This is a genomic window from Sneathia vaginalis (assembly GCF_000973085.1).
Classification (GTDB): domain Bacteria; phylum Fusobacteriota; class Fusobacteriia; order Fusobacteriales; family Leptotrichiaceae; genus Sneathia; species Sneathia vaginalis.
On record NZ_CP011280.1, the window covers coordinates 589,584 to 612,332 of the forward strand.

Genomic DNA, 22,749 nt, shown 5'->3' on the forward strand with positions numbered 1-22,749 from the left:
TTTAAAATAATATATATTTTTTAGTTTGACAGTTTTTAAGGATATAAATAACATATATTCTAATATTTATTATAGTTATAGCTTTTTTTGTTTTAAAAAAATGTGGTCATTTTCCTCTAATTTTTAATTAAATGTATAATGAATAAGATTGTAAAAAATTATACTGAAATTGATAGGAATATCAAAATATAATGTAAAAGAATAAATATGAAACAGAAGAAAATTATGTGGAAAAAACATATCATTTAGGTTTGTAATTTAGTTAATGGAGATAAAGTTAATGTGGAAAGATAGATTTGAGAAAAAGATTTTAGACAGAGGATATAGATACTATTTAATGAGGAAAGTTGAATTTCTTGAAGAAAAAGATGAAATATTGAAATTTATAGTGATTGGGACAAAAGAATATGAAGTTGTAATTGATACATATCATAGGAAAACTACTTGTAATTGCCCTTACGCACTTGGTGGGAAAAATTGTAAACATATGGTTGCAAGTATTTATGAGTATAACTCAAAAGGTAAGATGATAAGTAAATATGATCTTGAAGAAAGCAAGTGGATAGTAGAAAATATATTGAAAATATGTGACTCTAATGAGTCTGAAGTTAAGCTTATGGAATTTTTAGATGATATTGAAGAATGCATTTATAATGACTTTAATAATTTAGCAGAGAATATTTTAATATTTTCTTTTGTAGAACTTGCATCATATGTAAAAAAATATAATATAAATAGTTTGATGTTAATTACAGATAAAATAATGCGTTTACTTAAAATGAGTTTAAAATATAGAAAACATAATTTACAAGTAAAAATATTGAATAAGTTATATAATAAAATACAAAATATTTATTCTAAAAATCCAATAGTCTTTTTATTCTATATATATTTAGAAAAAACTTTTACTAATTGTAGAAAAGAAGTTATAGACATACTACTAAAAAATATCAATATAGAAGAAGATCTGTTTCTTGAAATGCTTTTTGAGATATATAGTAAGTACAAATATGATGAAAAGTTATCAGAGCTAGCAAATAGATATGATAATAAAGAAATGAGCTATAAATATATAATAGAAATGGAAAAAAGAAAAGAAAATTATGTGAAAGTTATAGAATATTGTGAAAAAGCTATAAAAACATTTGAAGACAATTCGTATTTTATAGAATATATAATAAAAATAACTAGAAATATTGATAAATACTTTGATAAATATTACAATAATGTACTATTAAATTTTGATAATACAAGAAAAATATTATACGAGGACTATGAAATAATTTGTCAAAAAATATCTAAAGATAAATTAAGTGTTTTTAAAAAAAATATACTAGAATATCATTTAAAAACAGAAGCATATGTAAGAATTCTATATCACGAAAAAATGTATGAAAAAATTTTGAAGCAAAAACTAAGTGATGTATTTGAATTTGAGTATATTTACAACTATATGATAGAAAATTATGAAGACAAGTTATATTCTAAGATATGTGCTGAAATTATAGAGCTTGTAAAGAAGTCAAAATTTATGAGCGATTACGAAAATATAGCTAACACTATGGAGTATTTAAATAACTTTAAGGATGGTTATGAAAAAAGATCTCAATTAGAAAAAAGTTTATTTGAAAAATATCCTAAAAAAGCAAAATTAAAGAAAGTGTTAAGCTATATTTAATAGGTATATATGCTGATAGAATAAATCCAATAAAGGTGTATGTAGGTATGACATTAAAAGAGGTTTATGAAGAAAAACCACTTTATTTAGGATTAAAATTTGGGGAACAAAATAGTACAAATTTATTAAAAATGTTCCCCAAAGGAGTAAAAGAGAGTGTCTCAAAAAGTCTGTAATTTAAAAAATAGTAAAAATGCTATCTTTTATGATAAAATATATAAATCATAGGAGGTGGCATTTTAGTTATTCCTGAAAAAGAAGTGCCAGAATTTATCTATAATTTCTAATTTTATGAAAAATAAATGTTGGAAGAATTATTTATAAATTTATTTTGGAAAACATGAATGGAGTGCATCAGATAAATTAAATTTTTTTTAAGAATATTAAAAATAGCATCTAACCCTTATAAATAAGAGCAGATGCTATTTTTTATTAAATGTAAATAAGTATTCCCCAATACTATCTATATTATCAACCCACATTGTTTTATATTCTTCTTTTTCTTTCGTGCGATTCTAAAATAGATTCTTTCTTATCCATTATATAAATTAGCATAAACATTATTCTTTGCAAGTAATTGTGAGTGTGTACCACGTTCTATTATTTCACCATTTTCAAGTACCATGATAACATCTGAATCTATTATTGTTGATAGTCTGTGTGCTATGACAAATACAGTTTTTCCATGCATCAATTTATCCATACCATCTTGTACAATTTTTTCAGTTCTTGTATCGATATTAGATGTTACTTAATCTAGTATTAGAATGTCAAGTAAAAGTGCCTAATTCATTTGATAAATTTGTAGATATGAAGTATAATAATGGTAAAGAATATGAAGTATTGAAAACTAGATATAAAGCAACAAAGTCTTACACATTTTATAAAAAATATCTAAATAAAAGAATGCCTAAAACAATAGATGATTTGATGTCTATAATGAAAAATAGTAATCAGTATGACACATTTAAAAGGGAATATGAAACTATAAAGACAATTAAACGGAAAGATTGGAGCAAAAAATATAAGAAAAAAGTTATAAAATGTTATGATGAATTTAAAAAAGAAGGAATAGAATTAACTTGGCACGGAGCCTCAAGTGCTACAAATAGGATTGGTTTAAAAGAAATAACAAAGAAAGAAATTATAGAAACTTATAACAAACCTATTAATTATATTGAATATGATAAAAAGACTAATACTAATAAAAACGTTAGGTATTATGACTTAGTAAGGGTTATTACTAACGAAGAAAATACAGAAGTACTTACGGTAGTTAAAGATGATAAAGATAGAAGCCAAGGAATGATTAGAAGAGGAAGGTGGAAGAAAAAATGAAATTTATAGATTATATAAATAAAATAAAAAAACATTTATCTAATCCAAACAAAACATGCGATGAATATTTTAAGTTTTATATGGAGATAGATTCAAATTATCCATCAAAAAATTTAAGTTATGATGAAGAATATTTTGTAGATGATATTAGAGAAGTAACGGAATATACAGAATATTGGAATAAAACTAAACATTTTAAAAAATTAGATGAAGAATTAAAAAAAGTATTAGCTAAATATGGTTATTAAAATACATGAAGTAAAATCAATAGAAATATTAGATTAGAGCAACTGCAAAAGGAAAATTAAAATGATTTCAAGAGAAGAAATGATTAAGGCAGATGGAAAGTATGTTAATATAGACTATAAAAATGGTGAAAAATTAAAAAATGTTTATGTTATAGAGTATTTAGATGCCGAATCAGAAGAAGAAGAAAATAGTTTAGAATTAGATAAAATATTAGTATTACAATCAGAAATAGAAAAAATAGAAATATTAGATTAGGGCAACTGCAAAAGGTTGCTTTTTTGTTGTAGAAAGGAATTAGATATGGAATTAAAGTTTGAAGATATTTATGAATTAGAAAAATTAAGAAATGGCTATATTAAAGATGAGTATCATACTATTAGCAAGTTATATTTTAATCGTATGATTTTATTTATGTATTTATGTAAAGCTTACAAAAATAAAGCTTGGAAGTCTAAATTTCATGATGATAATTCTATGTTTGTTGTTGGTATAACTACACCATAAGGACTTCATCTCGTTATTTGGTGCGATTCTACGCATGAGAAATCTATTGTGTGCATTTGTTGAATTTGAAGGTAAAGAGATGGTTTCTGAACGTGATTTACAAGATTACAGTTGAACTTATTAAGCAGATAGAAATCAATATCGACTATATTCTTATGCTTGTTAAGAAGTATCATGACAGTCATTGCAAAGATAAAGAAGTGCTTGTTACAATCAAAAAGGCTATTGATGCCAGTCCAGAACTTTGTAGTAAGAAAGCATTTTTCTGGTATCAATGATGTTGAGGATGTTATGACTGAATGACATAATTATGTGTCTGAAAGAGGCTGAAACAAGGAAGTTTATTGAAAATGCCTTTTGTGATGGTGAAATTAAAACGACAGGTACGGATATAGATAGGATTATGCCCCCTATATCTCGTTTCAGTGGTGGCAACAGAACTACTAAGAATCAGGGTGTCATTTTTGGTACTTGATATAATTAGGTATAAGAAAAAGACCACACAGGAGTATTTCTACTCTTGTATGGTCGTTTCTTCATAAAAAAAATGCATAATTCACTTGCCAAATCTAAAGAATTCACGCCAATATGGATTTTCTTTACTAAAAATTTCAACTTCTTCCTTAGACATATTTTGTGGATAATCTGCAAATAAATTGTATATTTTCTTTTTATCAAATGTAAATAAGTGTTCCCCGAAAGTATCTACATTCTTCTTCAAAATATCCACAAAAAATTTCATCTTCATATTCTTCATTATTTAACATACTTTTTGTTACTTCTATTTCTCTATTATCCATTATATAAATTAGCGTACACATTATTCTTTGCAAGTAATTGTGTGTGTGTACCACGTTCTATTATTTCACCATTTTCAAGTACCATGATAACATCTGAATCTATTATTGTTGATAGTCTGTGTGCTATGACAAATACAGTTTTTCCATGCATCAATTTATCCATACCATCTTGTACAATTTTTTCAGTTCTTGTATCGATATTAGATGTTGCTTCATCAAGTATTAAAACAGGCGTATTACGTAATTTTGCACGTACAAGGCATAATAATTGTTTTTGTCCTTGAGAGAGTGTATCAGTATTACCAGATATGTATGTATCATAACCTTTTTCAAGTTGAGAGATAAAATGATGAGCACCTATTTGTTTTGCTACTTCTATGACCTCTTCTTTTGAAATAGTTTCATCTGAGTATCTAATATTATCTAAGATTGTTCCAGAAAAGAGTATACTATCCTGTAAAACAACAGTTATATTTTTTCTTAAATCAGACTTATTAATCCTTCTAATATCAATACCATCAAAAGTAATAGTTCCACTATCAATTTCATAGAATCGGTTAATAAGGTTAGTTATTGTGGTTTTACCACTACCTGTTGGACCAACGATAGCTATTTTTTGACCATATTTTGCATACATATTTATATTTTTCAATATTTTTTTATCTTTGTTATATGAAAAGTCAACGTTAATAAACTCAATGTTTCCCACACATTTTACCTTTTCATTATTCTCTAATATCCAGTATCCATCTTTTAAGTATACCTTACCTTCATCAATTTCATTGTCTAGGTCCATAAGTTCAAAGACTCTTTTAGCTCCAGCAAGTGCTGAATTAACCATACCAACTTCAAAAGAAAAGATAAATAGGGGCATAGCAATTAGTCTACTTAATAGTAAAAAACTTCCTATTGTACCTATTGAAGTATGGAATACAGTTCCAACAATTGCTATACATGCATATTGTAAGAAGTTTATTGCCCCTATAACGGGGAAGATAGTATTTGAATATATGTTTGCACTTACTATACTTTTTAACCATGCATTATTTAAACGCTTAAATATTGAATTATTTCTTTTTTCATAGTTAAATAGTTTTACAATATTTTGACCATTAACGCTTTCTTCAATGTAACCGTTTATAGATCCAATATTTTTTTGGTTTGTGTCATAAGATTTAATGCTGTATTTTGAGAATAAATATATTATTAAATACGATAGGGCACTAAAGAATATTACAACGATTGCAAGCTTATATGAAATATATATCATAATAGCTAATAGAGCAATCATTTCGACTATACCACTAAAAATATTGAACATAGAAAATTCCAAGAAAGTGTTCATGGAGTCTATATCGTTTGTAAACTTACTCATAATATCTCCATGTTCATGTGTGTCAAAGAATACAATGGGTAAATTTTGTAGTTTTTCAAAAGCTTTTTTCCTAATACCGTACATAACATCTTGTGAAAGTGGTACTGCTAGTATGATATTAAGTTCTTCAAAGCAAACAGATATTAGGTAAATCAAACCTAAAATTGCAATATATTTAGGTAAAAGATCTAATCTTTTAGGAATTAAAACTTTATCGATAATAACTTGTATTAGTTTTGTTGAATAAGTACTACAAATTTTAAAAATTAGTATAGAGATAATTATTGTAAAAAATTTCAATGGGCTTTTTTTGAAGACCATATGTATCATTCGTTTAAGAGCTTTACTATTCTTCATCAAAATTACCTCCTTTTTGTATATTGTAAAATTCCTTATATATTTCATTATTATGCAGAAGATTTTCATTAGTATCAATATTTTGTATCATACCATTATCTAATACCATAACCTTATCACAAGTTAAAACAGAAGATATTTTTTGACTTATGATAATTTTTGTACAGTTTTTACCTTTTAAGAAGTTCTTTATATCACGGTCTGTTTTCGTATCTATTGCACTAGTAGAATCATCTAGAATTAGTATAGGGCTATATTTTAAAAGACTTCTAGCGATGTATAGTCTTTGTTTTTGACCACCTGAAAAGTTAGAACCGTATTGTTCGACCGTTTGGTCAAGTGAGCTTATAAAGTTTTGAGCTCTAACACCTTTTATTGCTTCTAGAATTTTTTCATCATCTAAATCACTATTTGCTAGTTTCATATTACTATATATATTACCTTTAAATAGAGTGTTATTTTGCGATACTATACTTACTATATCACGTAAATAGTTAAGGTTTATATCCAAAATATTTTTATTTCCTATAGTTATACTACCACTAGTTGTATTGTATAGACGAACTAGTAGGTTAACAAGACTAGTTTTACCACTTCCTGTAGCTCCTATTATTCCAAGACTTTCACCTTGTTTTAGTTTAAATGAAACATTTTTTAAAACATCATGGGTTGTAGGATAATCAAAATTAACATTTTTAAATTCTATGTCAAAATTGTCTAAGCTTGTTATATTACCACTGTCTACTTCATTTTCTTTTTCTAATATTTCAAATATTCTTACAATAGATATTTTAGACATTGCAAAGTCTGATATTATATATCCACATTCAAATAGGTTACCTAATATTTGTCCTGAATATGTCAAGATACTTAGGAATAGTCCTATAGTTATTTCTTTATTTATTATCATTTTACTTGCTATTATTATCATTAAAATATTGCAACCATAACCTAGCAATGTTAAAAGTGGATAAAATGAACTTAGTGTTGTATCCAAGAATTGCAAAGTTTTAGTAATTTTTTTACTTATCGTATTAAATTTCTTTATTTCTTTTTTCTCAGTATTGTACGTCTTTATTACTTTAATACCTTTTAAATTTTCATCAATATTTTGATTTAAATCATCTGATAATTTAAATAGTATGTATAGTTGATTTAGTAATAGCTTTATCGCTAAAAGTATTAAAACGATTAATAAAGGAACCATAATAAAGAAAATTATGGATATTTTTTTAGATATTTTAAAGATCATTATAAATGACAAAAGTGCCATTATTGGACAACGTAAGGTGTATCTAATTAATGATTGATATGTGTTTTTTGCTTTTTGTATATCTTTTGTAAGTCTTGTAATAATACTATGTGTTCCAAGTTCATCTATTGTATATGACGGTAATTTTTGAATCTTTTGGAATAATTCAAATCGAAGATTAGATGCAAAACCACACGAAGCTTTAATAGCAGAAATGCTTGATGAAATACCGAGTATAAGGGATAAAAGTGTACAAATTAAAAGTTTTATGATAATAGGTTTATTAAGTCCATTATCTACTAGCTTTGACATATACAAAGGTATTAGCATTTCAAGGAAGCTTTCTAGAGTTACGAAAATGGGAGCTAGAATAGCAAAAAATTTATACTGTTTTGTATATCTTGCAATTAATTTGAGCATAAATCCTCCTTTCTTTAGTGTAGTATAGAACATTTAACAGAAAAATACAATATGAAATATATGCAAGTAAATATTGATATTTTTCAAGGTGTGATGTATAATATTCTCAATAAATCTTAAGGAGAACCAGTATGAGAAAAAGATTAACAAGAAGTAGAAAAAATAGAATGATATTTGGAGTCTGTGGAGGTATAGCAGAATACCTAGATATAGATCCAGTGATAGTAAGATTAATATTTTTATTTTTTGGTGTGACGTTATTTTTATATGTTGTTATGGCTGTTATTATACCAGAAGAAGATTATTGAGAGTTTAAAAGTCAAGGCATTTAGCCTTGACTTATATTAAATATTCAATTAATGCAATATATTCCCAGATTAATAGTTCTACATCCTTATAGAATAAATAGATAACTTGCTTTTCTTCATTTGTTAATTTAGCATCTGATGCGTTGATTACAACGTCACACATTAGTAGTGAAAGATCTGCAATATTATCAATTGTAGTCTTGTAATTAAGATGTAGATAGCTAAAATCAGTTTCCTTTATTTTAATATTTTTTAATGTATTGTATAGATTAGAATATGTTGTTAGACTTAATTTTGTTTTTTGTGATAGGAAATTAAAGTCTTGAGATTCTTTACTTTCTTTATCGCCAGTGGTTCTATATATTAGTGCCTTATATGGTAGATATACACACTTAAATATGAATAAGAATGGAATAGCATCTAAATCCATTAGTAGACCGAATAAGCAATTAATCTTGTGTGATATTTCATCAACTTGATTTTTAAATTCTATTATGTCTTTGTAATTTAGGTTAGTAACGATGTCATATATTTTGTTAATTTTTATGCTAACATCTGAATCTTCACCAAGTGAACGAATAATATTAGTTTTAAAGTCTTTAAATTCTTGTGTTTTTTCATTTCTGATAAATGACTTTATTTTTTTAGGATTAGTTAATTTTTCAGTACCAAAGTATAAATCAAAGTATAGATAATTAAAAAATATCATTATGTATTCTGCAATAGATGGATGAGTTTTCATATCCTTTAATATATATTCATCAGTTGTTGCTAGAATTTTTTCTATTAATTCACGCTTTTTTTCATCATTAGCTTCATTTATTACTGCAATAAAAGCATCTGAATAACTGTAAAAACCTAGGGAGACATCTTTGATTTTTTGATTTAAATAAGCTTTTTTAACTTGAACATCAAAATTTTCAAAATTTTTACAGTGTCTTAACTTTTCAAATGTAGACACTAAAAGATATTGGTTTAATAAATTTAATTCCATAAAATCCCTCACTTCTTCCTATAATATATAGTATAGCCTTAAAATAGACATAGTCAACGCTTGACAAACCTCATTATTATGTGTTATTATAGTTTGTTGAATTTATACAACGTCTGTATTACCAATACAAATAATTTGATTGGGAGGAATAAAAATGAGAGTACAAGTAATTTTGGAATGCACAGAAACAAAGTTGAGACACTATGTGACAACTAAAAACAAAAAGACACATCCTGAAAGATTGGAATTAAGAAAGTATAATCCAGTTTTAAAGAAATACACTCTATACAGAGAAGTTAAGTAGTAGTTAGGCCAGTAGTTCAATTGGTAGAGCATCGGTCTCCAAAACCGAGTGTTGTAGGTTCGAGTCCTATCTGGCCTGCCATTTTATTTTATGGAGTATAATATGAAAGATGAAAAGAAAAAGAATCTTCTAACTAGAATAGTAGATGAGTATAAGAAGGTAACATGGGCAAGTGCTTCAGAAGTAGTTCAAGTTACTATAATCGTTCTATTAATTACTGCATTTATTGCTATTATGATAATAATGTTTGACTTTGCATTTAATTTGATTATAAAGAATGCAACAACATTATTAAGAAGTTTAATTAAATAGAGGTGAGATGAATGAAATGCGAAAATAAATGGTATTTAATTCATACATATTCTGGTTATGAAAAAAAAGTTAGAGACGATTTGAAAAATAGAGTGAAATCTCTGGATATGTTGGATAGAGTTTTTAGAATTTTTGTCCCAGAAGAAGAAGTCGAAGAAGAAAAAAGAGGTAAAAGAGTTATTACTTATAGAAAACTATTTCCAAGTTATGTAATGGTAGAAATGAAGACAACATTAGAAGAAACAGAAAACTCATTAAATTATCATGTTGATAGTGAAGCATGGTATGCAGTACGTAATACCAATGGTGTTACAGGGTTTGTTGGTGTTGGTTCAGATCCTATACCTATGTCTGATGAAGAAGTTGAAAGAATCATGAAAATGGTTAAAACTACAGTAGTTAAAGCTTCTGAAAAGTTAGAAAAATTAAAAGTTGGAGATGTTGTTGATATTATTGATGGTGATTACTTAGGTAACACTGGAACAATATTAGAAATTTATAAGGATAAGGAAGAAGTTATGGTATCAACTCTTAATGAGAAAGCAAAGCCAATATTGAAAGTTGATCAAATTAAAAAGTAATATTTAAGTGGGAGAATATTTCAATTACCACAAAGGAGGATAATTTAAATGGCTAAAGAAGTAGTAGACAAAGTTAAATTACAAATAAGTGCAGGAAAAGCAAATCCAGCTCCACCAGTTGGATCAGCATTAGGACCTAAAGGAATAAATATTCCTGAATTTTGTAAAGCGTTCAATGCACAAACACAAGATAAGATGGGATTCATTATACCAGTTGAAATTACTGTATATTCTGACAGAAGTTTCACATTTAAATTGAAGACACCACCTGCATCAGATTTATTAAAGAAAGCCGCTAAAGTTGAAAAAGGAGCTCATAACTCTAAAAAAGAAGTTGCAGGAACTGTAACTAAGGATCAAATTAAAGAAATAGCTGAATTAAAAATGCCAGACTTAAATGCAAGTAGTGTTGAAACAGCTATGAATATAATTGCTGGAACAGCAAGAAGTATGGGAATCAAAGTACAAGATTAGTAAATAAGTGGAAGGTTTTATACCAATGACCACAGAGGAGGATTAATTAGATGGCAAAAAGAGGAAAAAGATATAACGAAATTTCTCAAAAAGTAGATAAATTAAAGATATATACACCAGAAGAAGCACTAGAACTATTATTTGAAACTAGAAGTGCTAAATTTGTAGAAACTGTTGAATTAGCAGTTAAATTAGGAGTAGATCCTAGACACGCTGATCAACAAGTAAGAGGTACTGTTGTATTACCAAATGGTACAGGTAAAAAGATAAGAATACTTGCAATAACTCAAGGAGAAAACATTGAAAAAGCATTAAAAGCAGGAGCTACATATGCTGGAGACGATGAATATGTTGCAAAGATTCAACAAGGATGGTTTGATTTTGATTTAGTTATAGCTACACCTGATATGATGCCAAAATTAGGTAGATTAGGTAAGATATTAGGAACTAAAGGTTTAATGCCTAACCCTAAATCAGGAACAGTTACAACTGATATTTCAAAGACTGTTGAAGAATTTATGAAAGGTAAAGTTGCATTTAAAGTAGACAAATTAGGATCTATACATTTACCTTTAGGAAAAGTTGATTTTGAAAAAGAAAAAGTTATTGAAAACTTTAAAGTTGCTTTAGGACAAATAATTAAATTAAAACCAGCAACTTCAAAAGGTCAATATTTAAGAACTGTTGCTATTTCATTAACAATGGGACCTGGAATTAAAATTGATCCATTATTAGTAGTAAATTATGTAACTAAATAATAAGTGATATATAGGTTAAGTCTTGTCAAAAGATTTAACCTTTTTTTGTACATTGACATTTTTAATTCTCATGTTACACTTATACTAGATGACGATAAGGAGCTGATAGTTATGAATTCATATTTTTTGGCCCTACAAGAGATGAAAGATAATTTTAATGATAAATATATAGTTATACTTGATAGAAAAAATGCAGATTTTTTGTATAAAGGTTTTGTTTCTGTAGAGAAATATGATTATGAGGAGGATGAAATATTTAAAAGAATATTTGTATTTCATTTAGAAAATGGTAATATGATAACATTTGATTTTGAAGATGCCATATATGTTAAGTTAAATAAGTTAGATGAGTACGGACTTATATATGATAATTATTTAATAATGACAAATAACTTACATAAGGAGAATATACAAAACTATATTAATTTCCAAAATATAGATTTTACAAATAATGATATAGAAAATATATTATATGAAAAAAATCAATTTTAATATTGATTTTTTTTTGTAGTAAAATTGGCTATTGATTTTAAAGAAGCATATATATTTTTAATTTTTAAACTAGGTAAGCATATATTCTTTTAAATTTACAGGGTAAAATTTTTGTGATAGTATAGGGATACAAAAATTTAAAAGGGGTGATTTGTATGAAAATACAAAAAAAACGTAATCACGGTTTTACTTTAATTGAAGTAATAGCTGTCATGGCAATCATGTCATTAATTGCAACAATCGCAATACCTAAGGTGACTAAGTACATCGATAGGGCGAATAAGACTAGGGTAATTGCAGCAGTATCAGAGCTTAATAATCATGTTTTAAGTACTGAAATAACTGAAAAGGAAGCATTGAATAATATTGCTGCTGTATTAACAAGTTATGGTGATTTAAAATCATTAAAAATTGGTGCAACAGAACAAGGTGCATTTAAATCTGGTAGAGTTACTGGTACTTTAAAATTCGATAAGGGTGTAGTAACAGCTGAAATAACAACACCTGATGAATTAAAAGGTACAGTTGGACCTAATCAAATTCAATGATACACATCGTAGATATCATATTCCATATCACATTTCTATATTCTTGCTATATGGATATAGTAAGAAGGATTATTCCAGAAAAATCATTTTTAATTCTCTTATTTTTATCAATTATTAGAATATTACTTACAAACAAATTACTTAATATGTATTTAGCTATCAGTATTTTTATATTCCCTATATTCATTCAAATGTTAGTTGAAACATATTTAGAAAAAGAAATAATAGGCTTGGGAGATATAAAGCTATTTGTAACAGTTGGTCTATTTTTTTGTAGCACTGATATTATGTTTGTATTAAAATTCTATAATATCTTATACATATTCTCAGCAATATATATATTGATATTAAGAAGAATAAGGGGGTATATTGCATTTGCACCAATGATATATTTAGCATTTTGTATATTTAATTTAGGAGTTTTATGAAAAACAAGGGAGAAATGTTAATAGAGAGCTTACTTTCTTTGGTTATTATTTCCTTAGCTTTAATACCTATTTCCAATACATTAGGTAAGACAAGTAAGACAAAAAATCGTATAAATATCGCTATAAACAAAAGAATAAAAGAGAAAAATAAGTTGGAGGAGATAAAAAGCCTTAATTATTCAGAGTTTTTGAGCTATGTACGAAGAGATAGGGATGTGACGTATAAGAAGACGAGTACAACATATTCTTTATTTACCGATGAGAGTATATATATTATTAAGGTGGGTGAATATGAAGACGTATACATACCGTAATAAAGGCGTTATCTTAATCGAGTATTTTATTGTAACACTAATATTTTTTACATTTTTAGTAATATGCTCAGTTTTTTTGAAAAGAAGCTATTTTACAAGAAATGATATAAATAAGGACATTAGTTCATATGAGATAAATAAGGTGTTAGATAAAATAGCATATATGGTTGTAATAGATAACAACGTTGAAGTAACAAGTAATAGCATAGTATTAGATGATGTAGTTTTAAAATTAGAGAATAAGGTTTTAAAAGTATATAGTAATAAGTATAGGCAAGCAGATAAACTATTTTCTTTTGATAGAAGTAATATTTTTAAAACTGAGAATAAGGTAAGTATTGAATTTGAAATAAAGGGTAAGAAATACAATAGGGTGATGAGTCTAAAATGAAAAAGAAAAATATGGGATCATCTTTAATATATATTTTAATAATGCTATCAATTTTATCTATAGTATCTTATGGTTTCTTTGAGTATGTTCATGAGAAGAATAGGATTAGTAAAATTGATAAGTACAAGATTGATAAGAATATATTGAAGAAAAGATTAATAAAAAAAGAAAAGCGTCAGGTAAATATTTTGAATAATAGAGGATATTTATCATATGTACGTTTGAAAAATAGTGGAAGTTCATATACTGATTATGGGACAAATAGGGGTGCATACTTTAATATGTGCATTGGTACAAGAGAAATTACTGAAAAAATATTAGTTTCAGGTTCAGGTGAAAATGATGAAATTGAATTTGAGGGTAACTATATATTTTTTGAAGATCCTAAATATGAGTATAAGACAAGAAGAGTAACAGATTTAGACTTTTTAATATATGATATCTACAAAAAAAGTATAGGAGGCTATACAGTACAAAAAGTAGAGACATCTAGTAGAAGATCATTGAGTTTACCTTTAAAAAGAGAGGTTGATTATGGGACTATTTACGCATATTATTCAAAAAGTGTTTTAGACATACCTATAAAGATAAGAGAAAAGATTAGCTTTTCAAGAAGAAGTGGTAAATTAGTCCCAATTAGTCAAGAAATTGTATATTTAGATGAGGTAAAAAATGATTAAAATATTCGCAAAGAAAGATGAGATTTTTCTAAAATGTAAAGAAAAGATATACTATTTTAAGTTAATAGAATTAGAAAAAGACTTGGAAGATATAATATTTCAGTGTAATTTAGACAAAAAAGAAAAGATTTATTTAATACTTGATTTTGAAGCAAATGAAAGCCAATACTATATCGACATATTCACTTTCTATAACTTCAAAATTAGAAAGTTAGTAGAATTTCAAGAGATATTGTCTATGTTGAATGAAGAAATAATATATTTAGGAGAAAAAAGTAGCTTACATATCAAGGATAAAAAAATTGAAAAAATAGATGTATGTTTAAGTGATGAATTTGACTATAACGGTATAAGAAGTATTTATGTAAGAAAAGAGAATATAGAAGAAATTTTCGATATAATCGAAAAGGTGAAAATAAGGAAAATATATGCCATAAATTTATTAAAAAAAGATCAGATATTAATATTAATTTCTGCTATGTTCCTTATCTCTAGCTACATAACAACAACAATCTTGTATAGTACTGATAAATTAGAAAAGAGTATACAAGCAAATAGGGTAAAAAAAGGTAAAATAGACGCAGATATATTAAATACTAAAGAGTATATAAAAAAATTGGAAAAAGAGATAAGTGAAAATGAAGTTGTACAAGATTTAAGTTTAGAAATTAAAAATACTGAATACTATACTTTAATTAAGGATATGATATCGTATACAAAAAAGGGCATAGACTTAAAAAGTATTGAATATATAAATAACACACTAATAGTTGAAGGACAAGCAGACGACTATAACAGTGTAATTAATAACTTTAAAGACTTCACTATTGATTACTTAGTAAGTGAAAATGATAGGATAGGTTTTAAGATACTAAAGGAGGGTTTAAATGACTAAGTACATAGAAAAATATATTGGTATTTGCTTTATAACACTTTCTATATTCTCATCAGTATTAATCTTCAATACTAAAAAAACAAAGTATATGACAAAATTTTTATACAACAAAAATATATTAAATAATATAAAAGCAGATGAGTTACAAATAAAAGATTTAGTAAATGAGAAAAATAGTCTTGAAACAAAAGTTATTGAGAATAATAATAAAATTTCTGACATAAAAAATAAGTTGGAAGATTATGTGATAACAGAAGATGAATTTAAAAAAATAATGTACAGTTTAGCAAGTAAAAGTGGTTTAAAATTAATTAAAATAACAAAAAAGCAACAATTTAGCAATTTTTTTGAGTATAGTTTATGCTATTCAAATGTGCAGTTAAAAGGGGATTTAAGTTCATTAGGAAGATTTTTATACTACATAAATAAGATACCTAAACATATAGATACATCTAAATTCAGTTTAAGTGTAAATCAAGACAATCAGATATTAAATTTAGGGTATATAGAAAAAAAGGTGGTGTAAATGATTAAAAGAATATTTTTTGTAATGTTACTTTTTTCAAATATTTGCTTTTCTTACACTACTAAAAAAATGGAAAAAGAAGCAAATAACATATTTATCCCTATTACTAAAGTGACGGTAGAAAGTAAGTTAAATAATAGTATTACAAAAGAATTTGTCGATAAAAATGTAGTGTATAAATTAAAAAATAAGGTTGCAAATGATGTAATACCAGTTTTAATGGGTATTAATAATGTAAAAGTTAAGGGTATTGATGACTTTTTAATATTATCAGGTAAGCAAAAAGACGTAGAAGATATTAAAGATTTAATAGAACAAATAGATATTATGAAAAAACAGGTATTAGTTAAATTGAATATAATAGATACAAGTAAAAATCTATTTGATAGAATAGGATTCAATTGGAAATTTAATTCGAATTTCTCAATAATAGGTGCAGTTTCAGATTTCTTGGCAGGTAATTTGAGCTTTACTAACTTATTAAGAAACAGTTCAAAAATATTTGATGTAAATATAGATGCACTAAAAGAAAAAGGTGAAATAGTATTAAAATCAAGTCCCAATATATTAGTAGTTGATGGTAATAAGGGAATGTTTAAGGTAACTGACGAAACTGTTCTAATAGTTAAGGGTGATAAAAAAGAAAATGCTATGTCAAGAGAAGCAGGTATAATATTAGAAGTTTTACCAAAAATAAAGCAAAATTTAGACACTAATTATGTCGAGGTAAAGATAAAAGCAGAGATTAGTAATTTTAAATCTCGTGAAACAAAAAAACAAAATGTAATAGAAACAGTTGTGAATGTTGAAGATAAGAAGAGTATATTTATAGGGGGTACCACTAACTTAGTCACAGATAAGACAATAAGTAAGACTCCTATACTAGGCGATATACCAATAATAGGTAGTCTTTTTACATATAAGAGTAAGGCTAATGTTCAAAGAGAAGTATATATGGAATTAGAAGTAGGTATAGTATGAGTGATTTTGCATTTAGAAAAAAATTTTCTGAACAATTAAGTGATTTAATTGAAGGAGATATTAACTTATTAGAAGCAATAGGAATTCTTAAAAGATCATTTAAAGGTAAAAAAAGAGAAAAAGTAATGAAGTTACAGTATCTATTAGAAAAAGGGAAAAATTTAGATGAAGCTTTTAGTTGTATTTCAACAGATAAAGAATTCTTATCGTTTGTTAAAACGGGAGAAAAAACGGGTGATCTGAAGAAGTGCTTTAAGCTTTTAAAAGAAAAATATACTTTCATATCACAATTAAAATCAGAAGTAATTTCTATCCTTATTTATCCCATCATGGTAATATTAGCAGCCATCGTTATTTTCAATGTTCTTTTACTATTAGTAGTTCCAAAATTTATAGACATATACCAAGAATTAGGGCAAAATTTACCTAAAATAACAATGGTGGTAATAAATATATCTAATTTTTTGATAAAGTATAGGTTAATGATAGCAATATTTTTTGTATTCTTATCAGGTGTAATATATTTTTGTATATTAAGACAAAAAAGTGTATTAGATAGACTGCTATACAAAGTGGGTATAGTAAGGCTGTATATACTTTTAAGTTTTACTCAAAATATGTATGCATCGTTTTCATCTGGTATAGAATTCTTAGAAGCATTAAAGTTATCAATGAATACTAATAATATAGTATTTAGAAATGAATTAAATAGGATATATAAAAGAATAGAAAAAGGTGCTAGTATAAATTATGCTTTTAATAACTCAAGCTTTTTTGACGAAGAATACAAAAGCTATATTATAATAGCCGACATGACGGCAGATTTATCTAAAACATTTAATACACTAACTGTAATATTAAATAACAGATTAAGGTATAAAGTTAAAATATATCTAAAGTTTCTAGAGCCTATATCCATACTAATAATAGCTATTTTTGTAGGACTAATTGTTTTAGCGATAATGTTACCGTTATTTAATTTGGGTGAAAATTTAATGTAAAAGATATAGCATAAAGGGGGGGATTTGCATATCTAAGACAAAAAAAGATACAATCGAAGCAAAAGAGTTTGCTATTCAAATTTATACTAAAGACTTTAAAAATGACTATATAAGTCTAACGGATATTGCTAGATATAAAAGTGATGAGCCAAGTGATGTAATAAAAAATTGGATGAGAAGAAAAGATACAATTGAATTTCTTGGTTTATGGGAAAGCTTAAATAATATGAATTTCAATTCGGTCGAATTCGACCGAATTAAATCTGAAGCTGGATATAATACCTTTACATTATCTCCAAAGAAATGGGTAGAGAAAACAGAAGCAATCGGAATTATCTCAAAAGGTGGAAGATATGATGGTACATTTGCACATACAGATATTGCCTTTGAATTTGCTTCATGGATTTCTGCTGAGTTTAAGATGTATGTAATTCAAGATTACAAGAGACTTAAGTCAGATGAAAATTCTAAGCTATCGTTAGGTTGGAATTTGAATAGAGAAATTTCTAAGATTAATTATAAAATTCATACAGATTCAATTAGTGAAGCAGATATGCTAAATGTTGCCTTATTTAACAAGAGATCTAAACAGTGGCGTGAAGAAAATCCTAACTTAAAGGGTAATATGAGAGACTATGCAAGCCTGAATGAATTACTTGTGCTTGCTAGAACCCAGCATATGTCAATTGAAAAGTTGAACAATACAGGGATTAAGAGCTTAGAAAATAAAAGTTAAAATATATCTAAAGTTTCTAGAGCCTATATCCATACTAATAATAGCTATCTTTGTAGGACTAATTGTTTTAGCAATAATGTTACCGTTATTTAATTTGGGTGAAAATTTAATGTAAAAAAATTCGTTATTTAGAAAATTAGTCTTGAATTTATTATACAAAATGATATAATAAATACAGAAATAAATAGGGTTTCAGAGATGTGTGTTCTCTTACCGAGAGTACGGGTTGGAAATATACTAGACGGACATACACGCACAGTTATACTTAATCTGGGTCTACTGTGGTAAGTTGTTGAAAAAACGGAATACTAAAAGTAAATTAAAAGACTAAATTATAGAAATATAGTTTGGTCTTTTTTGTTGTAATTTTTTAGAAAGGTAAACAAACAATGAATAAAATAAAAGAAATATATAATTGGTACAAAGAATTTAATAACAAGGAAATTGTAATACAAACAGAAAATAAAAACTTAGAAATAAAAATTAATAATAAAGCTTTGCCACATTTATTAGGCATACATTATATAGGTGTTAAAAATAAAATACCTGTTAGAGAATTAATACATAAAATAAAAACATTACATGATGAAGATATTTTTAAAGAAATATTTATAAATAATCCTAATACTATATCAAGTGTAAAAAATAGAATAAATAATTTTGAAGAATTTATGAAAAATTTAGAAAATGCAATATTGGTAGAAAATACATATGATTCTACCTTAAAATCACAACATTTTTTCATACAAACAAAAGAAAATAAAATATTACATTTAGGTTTAATAGATGCTGGTTATTCAGATATACCTGTTGAATTTGATGTAATTGATAAAAAATATCTTGAAACATTTATACAAGAAAAAACTAATAAAAGATATAAAGATACTCAAATAGTTGAACACGTTAAAAATATTTACGAATATGTAAATGATGAACTAAAATATTTTTCATTTGACACTGGAAAGCAAGAAAAACTAGACGAAGTTGCAAAGATAGATAAAAACTATGATTATCACGAAGCGTTAAATAAGAGTATTGAAGAAATAAAAAAAGAAAAGCAAACAATTGATATGTGGAGCAAATGGAAAAATAGAAGTTATGATGACGATTGGGAAAGATAATAATTAAAAGCACAATTGGAATTGAATAATTAAATTTAGTCTTGAATTTATTATACAAAATGATATAATAAATACAGAAATAAATAAGGTTTCAGAGATGTGTGTTCTCTTACTGTCAGAGCAGGTTGGAAATACTCTGAACGGACATACACACACAGTTAATACTTATATCTGGGTTTGACCATAGCGGTAGTTGAATAGCTAAAAGTAAATTAAAAGACTAAATTATAGAAATATAGTTTGGTCTTTTTTTGTTTTAATTTTTTTAGAAAGGAAAACAAATTATGAATAAAATAAAAGAAATATATAATTGGTACAAACAATTTAATAATAAAGAAATTGTAATACAAACAGAAAATAAAAACTTAGGAATAAAAATAACTAATACTGCATTGCCACATTTATTAGGCTTACAATATATTGAAGAAAAAGCCACTAAATTGATTGGAACAGATTTAATTAAATTAATTAAAAATATTGATGATGACAATGTATTTTATAAAAAAATATTAAAAAATAATTTCAAAATGTTAGAAAGTGTAAAAAATAGAATAAATAATTTTGAAGAATTTATGAAAAATTTGGAAAATGCAATATTGGTAGAAAATACATATGATTCTACCTTAAAATCACAACATTTTTTCATACAAACAAAAGAAAATAAAATATTACATTTAGGTTTAATAGATGCTGGTTATTCAGATATACCTGTTGAATTTGATGTAATTGATAAAAAATATCTTGAAACATTTATACAAGAAAAAACTAATAAAAGATATAAAGATACTCAAATAGTTGAACACGTTAAAAATATTTACGAATATGTAAATGATGAACTAAAATATTTTTCATTTGACATTGAAAAGCAAGAAAAACTAGAAGAAGTTGCAAAGATAGATAAAAACTATGATTATCACGAAGCGTTAAATAAGAGTATTGAAGAAATAAAAAAAGAAAAGCAAACAATTGATATGTGGAGCAATTGGAAAAATAGAAGTTATGATGACGATTGGGAAAGATAATAATTAAAAGCACAATTAGAATTGAATAATTAAAGTTAGTCTTGAATTTATTATACAAAATGATATAATAAATACAGAAATAAATAAGGTTTCAGAGATGTGTGTTCTCTTACTGTCAGAGCAGGTTGGAAATACTCTGAACCGTCATACACACACAGTTAAACTTAATCTGGGCATACTATGGCAAGTATTTGAAAAAATGAAATGCTAAAAGTTAATAAAGACTAAATTATAAAAATAGTTTGGTCTTTTTTTGTTTTAAATTTTTTAGAAAGGAAAAAACTATGAATAAAATAAAAGAAATATATAATTGGTACAAACAATTTAATAATAAAGAAATTGTAATACAAACAGAAAATAAAAACTTAGAAATAAAAATAACTAATAGAATTGAATAATTAAATTTAGTCTTGAATTTATTAGACAAAATGATATAATAAATATAGAAATAAATAAGGTTTCAGAGATGTGTGTTCTCTTACCGAGAGTACGGGTTGGAAATATACTAGACGGACATACACACACAGTTATACTTAATCTGGGTCTTATCATAGCGATGTTAAAAGTTAAAAGTAAATTAAAAGACTAAATTATAAAAATAGTTTGGTCTTTTTTTGCTTTAAATTTTTTAGAAAGGAAAACAAACAATGAATAAAATAAAAGAAATATATAATTGGTACAAACAATTTAATAATAAAGAAATTGTAATACAAACAGAAAATAAAAACTTAGAAATAAAAATAACTAATACTGCATTGCCACATTTTACAAAATCACGATATAAAAATTATGATAATTTACCTGATAATGCTGAATATTATAGAGATAATAACAGAAAAAGAGTTAAAATCAAATAGACCAATATTTAAAACAAAAGAATAGAACTACAAAAGATATAAATAACTAGTGATAAATTCTTATCTCTAGTTATTTTTTAATTCATTAAAGTTAAAAAATATGTTAGAATAAACATGGTGATTAAAATGAATTTATATGAAAAAATAGAACCATATAACAAAGGATATTTAAAAGTTTCAGATATACATGAAATATACTTTGAGGAATGTGGTAATAAGGAAGGATTACCTATAGTATTTGTACACGGTGGTCCAGGATGTGGTAGTGGTGAAATTGCAAGACAATTTTTCAATAAAGATAAATATAGAATAATAATATTTGATCAAAGAGGATCAGGTAGATCTAAGCCTTTTGTTGAATTAAAAGAAAATACAACATTTGACTTAGTTGAAGATATGGAAAAATTAAGAAAACATTTAGGAATAGAAAAATGGATACTTTTTGGTGGAAGTTGGGGAACTACACTAAGTTTAGTTTATGCAATTAATCATAGTGATAGGGTTTCTGGAATGATACTACGAGGTATATTTTTAGCACGTAGAGAAGATGTTGATTGGCTATACTGTGGAGGAGCAGGTCAATACTTCCCTTATGAATTTGAAAAATATATATCAGTATTAAGTGAAGAAGAAAGAAAAGATATAGTAGGAAGTTATATGAAATATTTGGGTTCTAGTGATAAAGAAGTTGTTTCTAAATATGCGAAATATTGGAACGATTGGGAAAGTAGTTGCATCAGACTATATCCTATGGAACTTCCTAGTGAAGTAACAGATTATGATATAGCAGTTGCAAGGCTAGAATGCCACTATTTCTATAACAATTCATTTATTCCTGAAAACTACATACTAAACAATGTAGATAAGATAAAAGATATTAAGACATTAATTTGTCATGGTAGATATGATATTGATTGTAGACCTAGTGGGGCTTATCAATTAGCTAAAAAAATGAATAATTGTAAATTAATATTTGTAGATGCTGCAGGACATTCATCATTTGAACCTAATATTGCAAAACAACTTATTGAATTTACAGATGGGTGGTGTTGA

The 22,749-nt window shown here is 25.9% G+C and carries 31 protein-coding genes, 1 tRNA gene and 3 pseudogenes; 29 read left to right on the forward strand and 6 right to left on the reverse strand.

Annotated elements, in window-relative coordinates; genetic code table 11:
• The first annotated feature begins 280 nt into the window (after positions 1-280).
• Positions 281-1,678, forward strand: coding sequence for an SWIM zinc finger family protein (locus tag VC03_RS02990; RefSeq protein ID WP_046328602.1), 1,398 nt, complete (start codon positions 281-283; stop codon positions 1,676-1,678).
• 47 nt (positions 1,679-1,725) lie between these two features.
• Positions 1,726-1,854, forward strand: coding sequence for a hypothetical protein (locus VC03_RS06860; protein ID WP_257719624.1), 129 nt, complete (start codon positions 1,726-1,728; stop codon positions 1,852-1,854).
• Between the two features lie 246 nt (positions 1,855-2,100).
• Here VC03_RS06860 and VC03_RS06920 read toward each other — a convergent pair.
• A pseudogene (locus tag VC03_RS06920) lies at positions 2,101-2,172 on the reverse strand (hypothetical protein); the annotation flags it as partial.
• Between the two features lie 38 nt (positions 2,173-2,210).
• Positions 2,211-2,426 (reverse strand): annotated as a pseudogene (locus VC03_RS06675) (ABC transporter ATP-binding protein); the annotation flags it as partial.
• On the opposite strand from VC03_RS06675, the gene VC03_RS06815 reads away from it, so the two are divergent.
• From VC03_RS06815 to VC03_RS06930, 5 genes and pseudogenes are all read left to right on the forward strand, one after another.
• A complete protein-coding gene (locus tag VC03_RS06815) occupies positions 2,423-3,016 on the forward strand; it encodes a hypothetical protein (RefSeq protein WP_052727675.1) in 594 nt (197 codons plus the stop codon). The pseudogene VC03_RS06675 and the gene VC03_RS06815 sit on opposite strands and share 4 nt — an antisense overlap.
• A complete protein-coding gene (locus tag VC03_RS03000; protein ID WP_046328603.1) occupies positions 3,013-3,264 on the forward strand; it encodes a hypothetical protein in 252 nt (83 codons plus the stop codon). Before VC03_RS06815 ends, VC03_RS03000 begins: the two co-directional genes overlap by 4 nt.
• 61 nt (positions 3,265-3,325) lie before the next feature.
• Positions 3,326-3,520 carry a hypothetical protein gene (locus tag VC03_RS03005; protein WP_046328604.1) on the forward strand — a complete coding sequence of 65 codons (195 nt, stop codon included), beginning with the start codon at positions 3,326-3,328 and terminating at the stop codon, positions 3,518-3,520.
• A 45-nt stretch (positions 3,521-3,565) separates the two neighbouring features.
• Entirely contained in the window at positions 3,566-3,769 is a 204-nt protein-coding gene (locus tag VC03_RS03010; protein ID WP_046329269.1) for a WDGH domain-containing protein, read from the forward strand.
• Positions 3,770-3,803: 34 nt separating this feature from the next.
• A pseudogene (locus tag VC03_RS06930) lies at positions 3,804-4,047 on the forward strand (type I restriction endonuclease subunit R, EcoR124 family).
• A gap of 278 nt (positions 4,048-4,325) precedes the next feature.
• On the opposite strand, the gene VC03_RS03020 reads toward VC03_RS06930, so the two are convergent.
• The 3 genes from VC03_RS03020 to VC03_RS03030 form a co-directional block, all read right to left on the reverse strand.
• Entirely contained in the window at positions 4,326-4,499 is a 174-nt protein-coding gene (locus VC03_RS03020; RefSeq protein WP_420804484.1) for a DUF7675 family protein, read from the reverse strand.
• Between the two features lie 62 nt (positions 4,500-4,561).
• On the reverse strand, positions 4,562-6,301 hold the full coding sequence (locus VC03_RS03025) for an ABC transporter ATP-binding protein (RefSeq protein WP_046328607.1): 1,740 nt from the start codon (positions 6,299-6,301) through the stop codon (positions 4,562-4,564).
• On the reverse strand, positions 6,291-7,973 hold the full coding sequence (locus VC03_RS03030) for an ABC transporter ATP-binding protein (RefSeq protein ID WP_046328608.1): 1,683 nt from the start codon (positions 7,971-7,973) through the stop codon (positions 6,291-6,293). The genes VC03_RS03025 and VC03_RS03030 overlap by 11 nt, the downstream gene beginning before the upstream one ends.
• Before the next feature lie 131 nt (positions 7,974-8,104).
• On the opposite strand from VC03_RS03030, the gene VC03_RS06565 reads away from it, so the two are divergent.
• The gene (locus VC03_RS06565; RefSeq protein WP_052727676.1) at positions 8,105-8,281 is read left to right on the forward strand and encodes a PspC domain-containing protein; all 177 of its coding nucleotides are present in this window, start codon (positions 8,105-8,107) and stop codon (positions 8,279-8,281) included.
• Between the two features lie 31 nt (positions 8,282-8,312).
• Here VC03_RS06565 and VC03_RS03035 read toward each other — a convergent pair whose 3' ends face one another.
• Complete coding sequence (locus VC03_RS03035) at positions 8,313-9,275, reverse strand: hypothetical protein (RefSeq protein ID WP_046328609.1); 963 nt, start codon at positions 9,273-9,275, stop codon at positions 8,313-8,315.
• 154 nt (positions 9,276-9,429) lie between these two features.
• On the opposite strand from VC03_RS03035, the gene rpmG reads away from it, so the two are divergent.
• From rpmG to pip, 21 genes are all read left to right on the forward strand, one after another.
• A complete protein-coding gene (rpmG, locus tag VC03_RS03040; protein ID WP_046328610.1) occupies positions 9,430-9,579 on the forward strand; it encodes a 50S ribosomal protein L33 in 150 nt (49 codons plus the stop codon).
• 5 nt (positions 9,580-9,584) lie between these two features.
• A tRNA-Trp gene (locus tag VC03_RS03045) sits at positions 9,585-9,660 on the forward strand.
• Between the two features lie 9 nt (positions 9,661-9,669).
• Positions 9,670-9,891: a preprotein translocase subunit SecE gene (gene secE / locus VC03_RS03050; RefSeq protein ID WP_392444773.1), complete on the forward strand. Its 222-nt coding sequence runs from the start codon at positions 9,670-9,672 to the stop codon at positions 9,889-9,891.
• A gap of 11 nt (positions 9,892-9,902) precedes the next feature.
• Positions 9,903-10,472, forward strand: coding sequence for a transcription termination/antitermination protein NusG (gene nusG / locus VC03_RS03055; RefSeq protein ID WP_046328612.1), 570 nt, complete (start codon positions 9,903-9,905; stop codon positions 10,470-10,472).
• A 48-nt stretch (positions 10,473-10,520) separates the two neighbouring features.
• Positions 10,521-10,946 (forward strand): 50S ribosomal protein L11, encoded by a 426-nt coding sequence (gene rplK, locus VC03_RS03060; RefSeq protein WP_046328613.1) that lies wholly within the window; start codon positions 10,521-10,523, stop codon positions 10,944-10,946.
• A gap of 50 nt (positions 10,947-10,996) precedes the next feature.
• Positions 10,997-11,704 carry a 50S ribosomal protein L1 gene (gene rplA, locus VC03_RS03065; RefSeq protein ID WP_046328614.1) on the forward strand — a complete coding sequence of 236 codons (708 nt, stop codon included), beginning with the start codon at positions 10,997-10,999 and terminating at the stop codon, positions 11,702-11,704.
• 111 nt (positions 11,705-11,815) lie between these two features.
• Positions 11,816-12,196, forward strand: coding sequence for a hypothetical protein (locus VC03_RS03070; protein WP_046328615.1), 381 nt, complete (start codon positions 11,816-11,818; stop codon positions 12,194-12,196).
• Between the two features lie 155 nt (positions 12,197-12,351).
• On the forward strand, positions 12,352-12,744 hold the full coding sequence (locus VC03_RS03075) for a type II secretion system protein (protein ID WP_046328616.1): 393 nt from the start codon (positions 12,352-12,354) through the stop codon (positions 12,742-12,744).
• Positions 12,741-13,172 (forward strand): prepilin peptidase, encoded by a 432-nt coding sequence (locus VC03_RS03080; protein ID WP_046328617.1) that lies wholly within the window; start codon positions 12,741-12,743, stop codon positions 13,170-13,172. Before VC03_RS03075 ends, VC03_RS03080 begins: the two co-directional genes overlap by 4 nt.
• The gene (locus VC03_RS06570) at positions 13,169-13,486 is read left to right on the forward strand and encodes a hypothetical protein (protein WP_052727677.1); all 318 of its coding nucleotides are present in this window, start codon (positions 13,169-13,171) and stop codon (positions 13,484-13,486) included. The genes VC03_RS03080 and VC03_RS06570 overlap by 4 nt, the downstream gene beginning before the upstream one ends.
• On the forward strand, positions 13,464-13,877 hold the full coding sequence (locus VC03_RS03090) for a hypothetical protein (RefSeq protein ID WP_046328618.1): 414 nt from the start codon (positions 13,464-13,466) through the stop codon (positions 13,875-13,877). The genes VC03_RS06570 and VC03_RS03090 overlap by 23 nt, the downstream gene beginning before the upstream one ends.
• Complete coding sequence (locus VC03_RS03095) at positions 13,874-14,557, forward strand: hypothetical protein (protein WP_046328619.1); 684 nt, start codon at positions 13,874-13,876, stop codon at positions 14,555-14,557. The genes VC03_RS03090 and VC03_RS03095 overlap by 4 nt, the downstream gene beginning before the upstream one ends.
• A complete protein-coding gene (locus VC03_RS03100; protein ID WP_046328620.1) occupies positions 14,550-15,452 on the forward strand; it encodes a hypothetical protein in 903 nt (300 codons plus the stop codon). Before VC03_RS03095 ends, VC03_RS03100 begins: the two co-directional genes overlap by 8 nt.
• Positions 15,445-15,978, forward strand: coding sequence for a hypothetical protein (locus tag VC03_RS03105; RefSeq protein WP_046328621.1), 534 nt, complete (start codon positions 15,445-15,447; stop codon positions 15,976-15,978). Before VC03_RS03100 ends, VC03_RS03105 begins: the two co-directional genes overlap by 8 nt.
• Positions 15,979-16,959, forward strand: coding sequence for a secretin GspD/PilQ domain-containing protein (locus tag VC03_RS03110; protein ID WP_046328622.1), 981 nt, complete (start codon positions 15,979-15,981; stop codon positions 16,957-16,959). It begins immediately after the preceding gene.
• The gene (locus tag VC03_RS03115; protein ID WP_046328623.1) at positions 16,956-17,960 is read left to right on the forward strand and encodes a type II secretion system F family protein; all 1,005 of its coding nucleotides are present in this window, start codon (positions 16,956-16,958) and stop codon (positions 17,958-17,960) included. Before VC03_RS03110 ends, VC03_RS03115 begins: the two co-directional genes overlap by 4 nt.
• Before the next feature lie 79 nt (positions 17,961-18,039).
• Positions 18,040-18,696: a KilA-N domain-containing protein gene (locus VC03_RS03120; protein ID WP_237224019.1), complete on the forward strand. Its 657-nt coding sequence runs from the start codon at positions 18,040-18,042 to the stop codon at positions 18,694-18,696.
• A gap of 389 nt (positions 18,697-19,085) precedes the next feature.
• Positions 19,086-19,817 (forward strand): PBECR4 domain-containing protein, encoded by a 732-nt coding sequence (locus tag VC03_RS03125; RefSeq protein ID WP_046328625.1) that lies wholly within the window; start codon positions 19,086-19,088, stop codon positions 19,815-19,817.
• A 284-nt stretch (positions 19,818-20,101) separates the two neighbouring features.
• Positions 20,102-20,839 carry a PBECR4 domain-containing protein gene (locus VC03_RS03130; RefSeq protein ID WP_046328626.1) on the forward strand — a complete coding sequence of 246 codons (738 nt, stop codon included), beginning with the start codon at positions 20,102-20,104 and terminating at the stop codon, positions 20,837-20,839.
• 647 nt (positions 20,840-21,486) lie between these two features.
• Positions 21,487-21,696: a PBECR4 domain-containing protein gene (locus tag VC03_RS03135; RefSeq protein WP_046328627.1), complete on the forward strand. Its 210-nt coding sequence runs from the start codon at positions 21,487-21,489 to the stop codon at positions 21,694-21,696.
• 126 nt (positions 21,697-21,822) lie between these two features.
• A complete protein-coding gene (gene pip, locus VC03_RS03140) occupies positions 21,823-22,749 on the forward strand; it encodes a prolyl aminopeptidase (protein ID WP_200893829.1) in 927 nt (308 codons plus the stop codon).